Annotated in this window: 8 protein-coding genes; 2 read left to right on the forward strand and 6 right to left on the reverse strand. The window is 40.5% G+C overall.

Annotated features, from left to right (window positions below):
• Nucleotides 1-54 precede the first annotated feature (54 nt).
• On the reverse strand, nucleotides 55-3,633 hold the full coding sequence (locus tag QL998_RS16465; protein WP_290193089.1) for a M1 family aminopeptidase: 3,579 nt from the start codon (nucleotides 3,631-3,633) through the stop codon (nucleotides 55-57).
• Nucleotides 3,634-3,642: 9 nt separating this feature from the next.
• Nucleotides 3,643-4,524 (reverse strand): ABC transporter ATP-binding protein, encoded by an 882-nt coding sequence (locus tag QL998_RS16470; RefSeq protein WP_193225508.1) that lies wholly within the window; start codon nucleotides 4,522-4,524, stop codon nucleotides 3,643-3,645.
• A gap of 187 nt (nucleotides 4,525-4,711) precedes the next feature.
• Here QL998_RS16470 and QL998_RS16475 point away from each other — a divergent pair, with 187 nt between their 5' ends.
• Nucleotides 4,712-5,389, forward strand: coding sequence for a nitroreductase family protein (locus tag QL998_RS16475; protein WP_024604482.1), 678 nt, complete (start codon nucleotides 4,712-4,714; stop codon nucleotides 5,387-5,389).
• Here QL998_RS16475 and QL998_RS16480 read toward each other — a convergent pair.
• The gene (locus tag QL998_RS16480) at nucleotides 5,382-5,690 is read right to left on the reverse strand and encodes a metalloregulator ArsR/SmtB family transcription factor (protein WP_010554926.1); all 309 of its coding nucleotides are present in this window, start codon (nucleotides 5,688-5,690) and stop codon (nucleotides 5,382-5,384) included. The two genes, QL998_RS16475 and QL998_RS16480, sit on opposite strands and share 8 nt — an antisense overlap.
• A gap of 285 nt (nucleotides 5,691-5,975) precedes the next feature.
• On the opposite strand from QL998_RS16480, the gene QL998_RS16485 reads away from it, so the two are divergent.
• A complete protein-coding gene (locus QL998_RS16485; RefSeq protein ID WP_024591370.1) occupies nucleotides 5,976-6,320 on the forward strand; it encodes a rhodanese-like domain-containing protein in 345 nt (114 codons plus the stop codon).
• A 15-nt stretch (nucleotides 6,321-6,335) separates the two neighbouring features.
• Here the strand turns inward: QL998_RS16485 and QL998_RS16490 are convergent, their stop codons facing one another.
• The 3 genes from QL998_RS16490 to QL998_RS16500 form a co-directional block, all read right to left on the reverse strand.
• Nucleotides 6,336-6,737: a DUF1801 domain-containing protein gene (locus QL998_RS16490; protein ID WP_290193090.1), complete on the reverse strand. Its 402-nt coding sequence runs from the start codon at nucleotides 6,735-6,737 to the stop codon at nucleotides 6,336-6,338.
• Nucleotides 6,738-6,774: 37 nt separating this feature from the next.
• Entirely contained in the window at nucleotides 6,775-7,320 is a 546-nt protein-coding gene (locus tag QL998_RS16495; RefSeq protein WP_024604484.1) for a PH domain-containing protein, read from the reverse strand.
• A 174-nt stretch (nucleotides 7,321-7,494) separates the two neighbouring features.
• Complete coding sequence (locus tag QL998_RS16500) at nucleotides 7,495-11,784, reverse strand: alpha-1,6-glucosidase domain-containing protein (RefSeq protein ID WP_290193091.1); 4,290 nt, start codon at nucleotides 11,782-11,784, stop codon at nucleotides 7,495-7,497.
• Nucleotides 11,785-11,924 lie beyond the last annotated feature (140 nt).

Genomic DNA, 11,924 nt, shown 5'->3' on the forward strand with positions numbered 1-11,924 from the left:
CATAAATGCGGCCTTTAAAGTAGTCAACTTAAGTGGTTAGTAAATAAATAGACGTTAGAATTTAGCTAAATTATTTTTACTGTCTTTGTCGACCAGCTTAATGTAAGGATCTACCCCCGCAAATAATGGTTTTTCTTTTACTTTTAGCTCAATAGTATTGGTACCAGACACTATTTGATGCTTTTGCGAATAAATAACAAAGTCTTCAGCTAGTAAGTTTTCAGGGTCGTCGCTAAATAATGCAATATCAATTAGCTCATCGAGCGGCTGCTCTGTTTCTTCACCTTGTCCATCGGCATGCTGCTTAGTTGCTTCAACGCTCAGTGTTACCTTATAAAAACCTTCGCTATCAACATCATCTGTAACCGACACTTCTTTCATTTCAAGCTCATAAAGCGTTATATATTTAAACTGATCATCAATAAAACGTTGTTCAGCTTGTGTTGCATCTCGCTTTAAATAACTGAGTAAATCAAGTGTGGTTGGGTATGGCGTTGATTGGTATTTAAACTCATTCAAAAACGCTTTAAGTGCGGCATTTAAGCGTTTTTCGCCTAAGCGGTCATACAAAGCCATCATCGCAACTGAGCCTTTATTATAGTGAAGATACAGCTGACCCTGCGTTTTATATAGCGGCATTTCTTCAAAGGCTTCACCTGTACGGCCCATTAAGTATTTATCTAGCTCGTACTTTAAGAATTTACGAAGCTTCTCGGCGCCAAAGCGTTTTTTTAGCACCATTAGCGCACTGTATTGCGAAAGTGTTTCAGAAATAACAGCACTGCCCTCTACATTGGCCCCCGAAACTTGATGCCCCCACCATTGGTGCGCAACTTCATGTGCGGTTACATAGTAAGGTAGGTCAACTTTATTCTCATCTCTTAGGTCTGTAATAAAACCAATACTTTCAGAGTAAGGCACCGTATTGGCAAAACTTTGCGCAAACGAGCGATACTTAGGAAATTCAATAATACGTAACTGCTTATGCTGATACGGGCCAAAGGCTTGCGTGTAGTAATCTATTGAGTCTTGTACCGACTCAATCATGCGGTCAACATTCCATGCATGATCTTTGTGGTAGTACACCTCAATATTTACACCGTTATGCTCAACTTTTTTACTTTCAAGCTCTGCCGAAAGCACAGAGTAAAAGTTTATAATTGGAGCATCCATTTCATAAACAAAAGTACGGCGCCCGTCTTTTACACCCTCACTTTTTAAGTAACCTGGTGTAATAGCAAATTGTGACTCATCGGTGGTTACCGTTGCCTTATAGTTTATAAAGCCATTAGCAGGCCCAAACTCATTTTGCGTATAATAGCGGCTGTCTTCTAGTTTATGTGCGCGCTCAAGTTCGGGTAAATCGTGCTTGCGGCGCTCATATTTATCGGCAATTTGAAAATACTTTTGATAACCAAAATTTGGTAATAATTCTCCATTATTTACAAATGTCCCGTTGTGCACGAGTTGAGTATCAGATCTTCTATCAACAAAACCGTCGTGTTCACGAGAAACAGAAAGCTCACCTTCGCGTACTTCATTAGGCATTAGCGGTTGTTCAAACTCAAACCATACCATGCCAAAATCGGTTAAACGCTCTACTATTTTTCCGCCCGCCATTTTTACATCCCAGCTTTTAGATTGGCTAGGCTCGTTGATTAACACACGGGTTATTGGCTCGTTTGCGGTATTGGTAAACTTAATTTTAGCCACGGCATTTAAAGCACGCTTTTTAGGATAAATATCAATGTTTAAATCAACATCAGTTATTATAGGCAGTGGCAAGTCTTTGTATTGTGAAAACTCTTGCTCATACCTTACTTGTAGCGCTTCGCTATCATCACTTGTTACAAACTCGTTGATTACACGGGTGTTGTAATAAATGTTATAACCCGCGCCCACAAATACCAATAAACTTATAACGGCTGCAATCTGGCCTTTTAAAGACATGTTGTAACGTACTAAAGATAAACGAGTACGCAATGTTTGCGACGGGCCGCGATGCCATAAAGCAAACCCTACAATAGCTAAAAACACACTCAATGCCCCCCAATATAGGGTATACCAATGCGCGCCTTGTAAAAAATGTCCATAACCGTTTATATCTGAATACGGTACGCTACTGCTTTGCGAAAAATGATACATATGATGCTCAAACCCGTAAGCACCCATTACCATTTGAGCAATGTAATACAAAATAAATAAACCCATACCTATGTATTTATTAGGGCTAATTATTTGTAAAAAGAACGCCAATATAGCCATCATAATAAAAGGCAGTAATGTAAGGTAACCCAACCTAAATAAGTATTGGCCAAGCTCTAGGTTAAATTGCCCCTTAAACAGTTGCACTGCAATGGTAAACATCATGCCTACTAAATAAAGACCACAAACTGCAGTGATTAACGCAATAATTTTAGATACCCAAAACACACTGTTATGCACCGGGAAACTGTCAACAATATCACCCATACCACTGTGGCGTTCTCGCCAAACCAGCTCTGCGCTGTAATAAGCAATAATGATAAACATAAACAAAGCGGAGGAGTTTTGAATAATGCCCACCATGTTTTGTGTAAGCGGCCAATCTGTTGTGCCATACGCGCCAATAGGCGCAAAGAGTGGTGCGAGTAACATAGTAATACTGACACCCGCTAAAATCATAAAAGGGGCACTTAATATAACCTGCTTAAGTTCAAATAAGCTGCGCATTACTAATTGCGATTGCGTATTTACCCCTTTTGACTTGTAATTTTTAGCGCTGCTAATAAGTGCTGCTTGTTTATTTTTTACAAACGTTGAGACAGCAAATTGCTTTTTCTGTTTTTTACTTACTACGCGATTACCTAACTTTCCGAGGCCAAAAAACATCGCTAAACTTATTGCTACCCATAAAATACGGTTAATTAAAAAATCGCCCGAGAGCGTTAACACTTCGGTATTTTTATCACTTACAGTCCAGTAACGGGTTAAGTCAATTAACGAACCGAGGCCGAATGGATCTGCGTAAACAACAATATTCCTAAACGCTAAATCATCAAAATAGATACTCGCCAATTGGTAGGTTATATAAATCACTACGGCCGTTACATATACCGCCATCATGGTTTTAAAATAGACCGCCACACTATTAAAAATAGCACTGAGTACCAGTAAGCTGGGTATTGCTAAATATAAAAAAGGCGCTGCGTAATATATAAACTTATTAGGGCCTACTAGCTCACTATCAAGCCAGCCAACCAACAAGCCAAATTGAGATCCCAAAAACACGCCTAATGGCACAGTTAAAAAAACAACTAGCACAACCAAGTAAGCACCAAAAAAACGTCCTGATTGATAAACAAGCGGGTTAACGGGCTTACTAAACACCAGCTCATCCATTTTGGTCTCGCTGTTGCGAATCGCTGAGCTTGCGACAAAGTTAACCACTAAAAACATAGCAAGCGTACAAAAGGTAACCGTTAAAACCATAATGGTATAAGGCGAGTTCATATGAACATTAGCCCCACCTAGCGGAAACTTACTACTGGAGCTTATAAAAAACGCCATAAAAAAGAAGATTAACGACGTCACATAAAACGAAGGCTGGCGCACAAAGTAGCGCAGCTCAAACGCGAGCATATTAAAAAACATAACGCCTCCTTATGCTACTTGGCTGTTACGATGATTAAGCAGAGTAGAAAAATACACATCTTCTAGGTTTGCGCTGCTGAGTTCAAAACCTTCAGGGGCTTCATTGGCTAATACATGTAATATGGTTTGCCCAGCAAATAAGCGTTTTGAAATAACAGGTAATTGTGGCTCCAGCTCTTGCGCTTCTTCTTGGCTCATGGCTTTGCGCCAAATTTGTCCTTGGAGTTTATCGGTAAGGGCAATTGGGTTGCCCTCTAATAGTATTTTGCCGCCGGCCAGTACGGCCATGTTTGGGCAAAGCTCTGCTACATCTTCAACGATATGGGTCGATAATATAACGACTTTTTGCTCACCTAAGCTTACTAACAGGTTATGGAAACGATTACGCTCTTCAGGATCTAACCCTGCTGTTGGTTCATCAACGATAAGTAAGTCGGGGTCGCCTAGTAAGGCTTGTGCAATACCAAAACGCTGGCGCATACCGCCCGAAAAGCCACTTACCGCTTTTGAGCGATGTTGATATAAATTAGTATGTGCAAGTAATCCTTCAACCGACTCTTTACGCTCTGCTTTATTATGGATTCCCTTTAAAACAGCCATATGGTCCAGTAAGTCGTAAGCACTAACACGCGGGTACACACCAAAATCTTGCGGTAGATAACCCAAACGTTGGCGCAGAGCCTGTGGGTCTTTAAAAACATCAATACCATCAAAAGTGATTGAACCCGAATCAGCCGACTGCAGTGTTGCAATGGTACGCATTAGCGATGATTTACCTGCGCCATTTGGCCCAAGTAATCCAAACATCCCTTTGCCGATAGATAAATCAACACCTTGTAGTGCATGTACGCCATTATCGTAGGTTTTAGATAACCCTGTTATTGATAGCATTTTTACTTCCTTGAATATGAGTAATTATTTTTATAATGTTTTATACCACAAGGAAAATAGGAACATAAGTTACTTGCTGGTTAAATTTGTAACAATAAATAAACATAATTTAAACTCATAACACTTGCCTGCACTGTATTCACTCGGTATAAAAACCACATATACTTTTTATAAGAAGCGAAAAGCCATGCAAGATCACCAAAGCCAGCCGTTAAATGACTTTATAGAATATCCACATGAAGAAATGCTAAATCGTGCTAACGAGTTTTTACAAACCAGCCAACGCCGCCATAGCATTCGCAGCTTTAGCGATCGCCCAGTACCAAAAAATATTATTGAAGCATGTATAAAAGCAGCTGGCACAGCACCAAGTGGAGCGAATCATCAGCCTTGGCATTTTGTGGCTATAAACAGTAGCGATGTAAAAAAACAAATAAGAGAAGCCGCAGAAAAATTAGAGCGTTCTTTTTACGAAGGCAGAGCAGGTGAAGAATGGTTAGATGCGCTAAAACCGTTAGGTACCGACGCCAATAAACCTTATTTAGAGCATGCACCTTGGCTTATAGCTGTATTTAGTCAAAAAAAGGGCGGCGTAAGCAGCGATGATAAAAATACGAATTATTATGTGCATGAGTCTGTTGGCTTAGCTACCGGCTTTTTAATTCAAGCTTTGCACCGCAGTGGTTTGGCAACCCTTACTCATACTCCAAAGCCAATGAGTTTTTTAACCGACATATGTAATCGCGATAAAGATAACGAACGCCCATACATGCTACTTATTACAGGCTACCCAAGTGATGATGCAACAATACCTGCTCATGCACTGGATAAAAAATCACTCGATGAAATAGCTACGTTTATTTAGTATTTTCTTGTCGGCAAAACCACTCATATAGCAAAGCAATGATCGACTCAACTTTTGGATCGGTCAATGAGTAATAAATAGTGTGCCCTTCTCTGCGAGTAGCAACCATATCTGCCTTGCGTAAACTTGCTAAATGCTGAGATAACGCTGACTGTGCTAAAGGTACATTTTTATTTAGCTCACCTACACTTTGCTCACCTTGTAATAAACTACATAAAATCATTAAGCGATTTTTGTTAGCCATTAATTTTAAAAACTGTTCGGCTTGCTCTGCGTTGACAGCTAGTTGTTCAATATTCATTTTTATTATTTCTCTTTTTGATACCTTTTTAAGTATAGACTTTTACATTAGTAGGTTCTAATATAATTAACATTAGACTTTACTAATATTAAGGTAATCACAAAATTAACGATGCCGTTTTATTAATCGGCGGAAGTGCTGTAGCAGTATCCGCACTATTAAGTTACTTTATATAAAGTAACTTTCAGTTTTTAACGTTATTTATAAGTATTAACTCAATTCACCTACTTATACCAAGTAGCACTCATTAATGTCTTTTTTAAGAAAAAGAGGATTTACAAACTAATGCTTACATCAATCCCTGACTTACTAAAAATTATCACACCTAACCAACGCCGTATTGACGCAGCGCAAGCAAAACTCGAGCTTGAACAAAATAAAGGTTTACTTATTGATGTGCGAGAACCTGCAGAGCACGCGACAAAATCGGCTGCCGGCGCTATAAATATTCCGCGTGGATTACTCGAGATGAAACTGATGGAAATAGAAAAAGACGCAGCTCGCCCTATTTACGTGCACTGCGCAAGTGGTGCGCGCGCAACGTTGGGAGCAGAAGCGTTAACGCGTGTGGGTTATGAAAACGTAACCGTTATTACCTGTGACGCAAACCAAATATGTAGTGTGTTTTAAACATCAACTGAATACTTATAATGATGCGCCTAGTAAAGGTAGGCGTTTAACTTTGTGATAAGTCAGTGCTAATTTAATACACTCTTTAACTGGGTATTCTGGTAATGGCTTTTCACTATTTAATACAATTGCCCGGTTACCTTCGAAAGTGAGAGTGTGGGAATACAACTCTCTAAATGTGCCTACTAGCTTTGATTGGCAATGAAAAAACAAATAACACGAGGAGCCCTTAAAGCCTACGCGAATGGGGCTGCCATTTATTGTGTTATAACTTGGCTCTCCCCACTTTAAAGACTCTTCAACAGCTCCTAAGTTTTGCTCTTGTGCTACGGTATAAATTAACTCTCGTAATTTTATAAGCTTACTTTTTGCTATCTCAGGATAATTATTAAATATATTTTCTATTTCCGTATTCATAAAAATATCCTTATAAGCTTTACAATTTTAAAACAGGCTACTTTTGCTGCCTTTCATCAAGTAAAACAAGTAGCATCTGCTCAATATTTTTAACACTATAAGTAAGTGATCTCAGTAGCTCTTTCTCACTTTGCTCTGTTGCCTGCTGCGACGCTTTACCTTGGTTTGCCAATACATCTTTTTGCTCAAGTATCGCCTCTCTAAACTCACTCGCATTAACTACACCAAGCAAAGACACTAAAGCACCATTTCCTGACTGCCCTGCTGTTTCAAAGCTTAAACGATATAATCCAAAGATTCGCATGAGCGGCCCTTGGCTTAACCCTACATCTGTTATTTTTTCAAGCGGAATAGATTTTTCTTCTTTAAATAATATGCCACGTTTAACTACCAATTTTTGTGGTAATAAGTCAGCTGACATAGCTGCGAGTATTCGTCCGCTCACCAGCCATACAATCAGTAAAATGATAGGTATAAGCGGTATAGTAACAAGAGCCAACATTGCAAATAGCGAGGCAGTAACCATCCAGTATTGTTTTACTTTAGGATCAAAATTAGCACTTTTTAAGGTTAAGTTACTCATTAGCTTTCTTTTGTATGGTTGGGGATTTATAAAAGTACGCCAATCTAATATTGAATGCAATTTAGTCCAAACATTTATAATTAGCATTCAAATATACTTTCACACACTTATGTACATACAAAAAAGCCGAGCATACAGGGCTATGCTCGGCTTAGGTCTGGGAAAATATAACCGCTACTGTTTGCTGATAAGTATGCTCACATTCTCTCTATCTGGGCCTATTACCTTGAAGGAGTAAGTACCTTGTTCGGTAATATTTAGTGCTATATTGGCACCTACGGCTTCAAGTAGTGTTAGTTCATCAATTGCCACTACCGGCGTATCGCCTGCTCCACCGTAATCAACGGTACTCCAATCTTCAGACGCTACTTTAAATTCGTAGTCACCTGCTTCTAAATCTATTGATGTAGAGTAAATTGCATCACCCTCGTACATAAGCGGGTTATCAGTACTCCAGTCATTTAAGCTGCCGCGAATAAATACCGTTGTTTGTGCAAACATTTCAGCGTTGAGCACTTTTAGCGATACGTTATTTAAATCACTGGCGTCAAATATAAACTGGTATTCACCTTCTTCTGCAATGTCGATGGTCATATTCGCGCCCGCAACCGACAACTGCTCAGCGGTGCCAACCATTACACTGGCATCACCCTCAGCCGATCCATAATCAACCGTGCTCCAATCTTCTGACGCTACTTTAAATTCATAACTTGCAGCACTCAGTGTTTTAGTAAAGGTGTAAATGCCTTTACCTTTATAACTTAGCTCATCGGTTACTCCCCAGTCATTAAGCGTACCGCGCACATAAATAGCAGTGCCTATAAATGGCTCTTCGTTGTATAAAGTAAGCGTTGGATTTTCAGGGTTTGAAGCATCAAGTGAAAATACATAGGTTGCATCAATAGCAGCGCTGAATGTCATGTTTGCACCTGAGCGCGTTAATGCCTCACTTTGGTTTTCAACTACATCTTTATCAGCGTCAGTAAGCGCGCCAAAATCAACTGTAGACCAATCTTCAGAGGCAATTTTAAATTCGTAATCGCCAGCGCTCAGTGCAATTGCTATACGGTATTCACCCTCGCCAATATATTCAAATGCATCGCGTGTGCCCCAGTCGTTTAAAGTCCCGCGCACAAACACAGCGGTGCTGCCATAAGGTACTACATCAGGTGCACCCACTGTCGCATTTGCACTTAAACCAGCACCTTGGCTCTCACCTTGGTTTTTAGTAAATACAGCTAATGTGTAAGGCGGTACAGTAAATGTGCCTTCGTTATCGCCAGCAGCAAAATTAGCATCGGTCATGCTTGCATCAACACTGTTTTTTAATACATCGTGTAATTCAAAATCCGCTGCGGTGGCAATAGTATGGCTAAGGGTTTGCTCGGTTGCGTTAATCACGACAACAAGCGCGTCAAATGCAGGGTCTAAGTCTGTTAGCCCTTCGCCATCATCAATGCTCATTACAATTAAGCCATGTTGCTGCGCTTTACCTACGTTATGAAAACCCACTCGCTCAATAACATCTTGCTCTGTGGTTAATCTAAAGAGTGGGCTGCTACTACGTATTTGTAAAAATTCATTAAATACATCATGTGCAAAGGTAATATCTTGTGGCTGTGCAGCCGCTTGGGTATTAGCAGAAATAGGCATAATTTCTTGCCATTTCACTTCGTTGTCTTGCGCGGGTGGCAAGCCAATATTCCAGTTATTGGTATCTTGGGTAAAATCAACAAAGTTAAACCAGTCGCCCGAATCGTAGCTGTTACGATCCATCGATTTTGAACGTAGCAAGTCGGCGCCCATTTGCATAAATGGAATACCTTGGCTCATAAGAGGGAGTGCTAACGCCATATTATGAGCTCGAACGCGCTGCTCAATACTCATGTTAGCGCTGTGTTTATATTGCAGCTGATCCCATAGTGTTTCGTTATCGTGTTTTGATACGTAATGAATGCTATCGGCAGGGTCTAGTGCATACGCCGTTGGCTGAGTATTCCAAGTAAAGCTATTACCCTTTACTGAGTTACCTTTAAAGTCTTTTAAAATGTAGTTTTGTAAATTACCCGCAAGCGACAAACGTAAAGTATCTTGCTCTGCTAAATTGCCATCTGTTGAGCTATTACTAAATAATGCGCCGCCGCGAACGGCTTCACGAATACGGTCGTTAAATGTACCTACTTCGCTACCGGCCATATCGGCTTGTTTGGCTTGTACAAATAATCGGTTATTTGCCACCTCACCAAAGTCCCAGCCTTCGCCATAAAAGTAGTTATCTTCATCAACGGCTTGCACTGCATCGCGTGCTGCAAGAATTGACGATTTTGGCATATGCCCCATTACATCAAATCTAAAGCTGTCATAGCCAAATTCGCGTGCCAAAATAACTAATGAATCACTAACAAACTTATCCATCATTACATGCTCTGTGGCTGTATTTTCACAACACGTTGAGCGCTCTATTTCACCACTTACTTCGTTATAACGGTGATAGTAACCCGGTACTAGTTTGTCAAATACCGATTTATCCCAAATACCCGACGATGTTGTATGGTTATAAACCACATCAAGCACTACGCGCAGACCAATAGATTGCAGTGATTGTACCATAGCGCGGGTTTCTTTAACGCGGGCAATGCCCTCTGGGCTTGATGCGTACGAGCCTTCAGGCGCTATAAAGTAATGCGGATCGTAACCCCAGTTAAAGCTATCTAAGCTGTGCATAGCATTAGCAAGTGCTTGTGCGTCATCTGAGCCTGGTAAATAACCGCTCATTAAATCAATAATGGTGCTGTTTTTATCTTGGGTTTTACACGCATCGGCTTCATCATTAATTTGCTCACATAAATCTCCTAGCGAATCGCTAATATCTACACGCTTACTGACGTCTTCATCTATGGTGCCAATATCAGTAATAGGTAATAAATGAAAATGCGTTAATCCATTTTGAGCCAAAGTTTGTAAGTGCTGCATAGGAGCACTATTTAGCTCAGTAAATGCAAGGTATTTACCGCGGTTAGCCTCTGTTACGCTGTTATCGCGCGCACTAAAGTCACGTACATGGCCCTCGTAAATAATCGCATCTTCTGGGTTTTCTACCGTAGGAATAAGGCGTGTATCCCACCCTTCGGGTTTAGTGTCTTCATCGGCTAAATTAATTAACTGGCTGTATAAACCATTGGTAGATACATTTAGTGAGTAAGGGTCTGTGCTCCAAAGCGACTCTATTTGCTGAGTCAGTGGATGGTAAACATCAAAATTAAAGCGGTAGTAATGGCGGTCGTATTGCATATCTAAACTTGCTTGCCAAATACCTGTCTGTGTATTTAATGTCATTGGCGTAGAGTGCACTTGTGTTTTTGCATCATCAAACACATTTAGCATCATGTTATTAGCGGTGGGTGCCCACACAGTTACATCAATCGCGTTATTGCCATAATTTACACCCAGCACAGCTTCATTAGCATCGTCTTCGCCTTGCGTGTAAAGGGCGTCGAGTGCTTTAGCGGTTTGAACATAGCTTGCTTCTAGAAGCTTACCTTCACTATCGTAACCTGCAATAACAAGCTGCGATTTAATAAGCGTTTTAGCCGTGCTTGTATCCCAACTTCCTTCGTATGCGTTCCAGGTGGTTAAATGCGGTACTTTTGCAGCCTGCTCATCAGTTATATTGCTTGATTGCAGCGTAACAGTATCGCCGTTTAAACCAGTATCAATATCCACTTCAAGCTGAGCGGTAGCTGATGAATGTAACTTAATTAGGCTTGTAAGCTCGTTACTTGGTTTATACAAAATAGTATTTAAATCAATCCAATGCGCTGAAGCACCTGTTATAGCAACTGCGCGTTCGCCTAAACTTAATATAGGGTATTCAAACACCGAAGGCTCGCCATGAATGGTAAAGTTCATACGCTGAAAGGTTTCATCGTCTTGCATCAGCGGCATGGTTAAATCCACATCACCAAACGCCTTACCTGACCCTTCTGTACCAATATGAATAATAAAATTGGCACATTCGTTATAACCCTCTTTAAGGTTAATTATCCAGTACGCACCGTAGTTTGGATCAATACCATCGTATTCATGGCCGTTAGCCCAATCACTGGTATCAAATGGTGGTGCATAAGCATCACACACATCGTTATTCCACGAATGTAATCGGTAACCTTCGTAGTTATCATCGGCTAAGCGGTTATAAAATAAAACCGCCTCTCCCTCCCCTGCAAATACAACAGGGTCTGGCAGGGTTGGGTCGGCGCCAACCACGCAACTTTCGTTATTTTCATCAGGTACTGTAGGTGCAGGGCACGATATAGGTTCGGGATCGACACATTGTGACCCCGCTTCATTAGGGACTTGTGGCACATTACAGGTAAGTAATGGTTCACCAGATTCAACATCACCTGTTCCACCACACGCTGCTAATAGCATTAACGCTAACGTTATTAGCAAATATTTAGACATAGTTATAATTTTCGTAACTATTCAGCCTCATCTGAAATGAATACATCAGGCAGCTGATTTTTGAATAATAACTCAAGGGCTAGGCTTGCAGATACATATTGTTTTCTGCAAGTCGATAAATAGCTTCTCAGCAAGCAGAA

This window comes from Pseudoalteromonas sp. APC 3691 (genome assembly GCF_030408135.1).
In the GTDB taxonomy this organism is placed as follows: Bacteria; Pseudomonadota; Gammaproteobacteria; order Enterobacterales; family Alteromonadaceae; genus Pseudoalteromonas.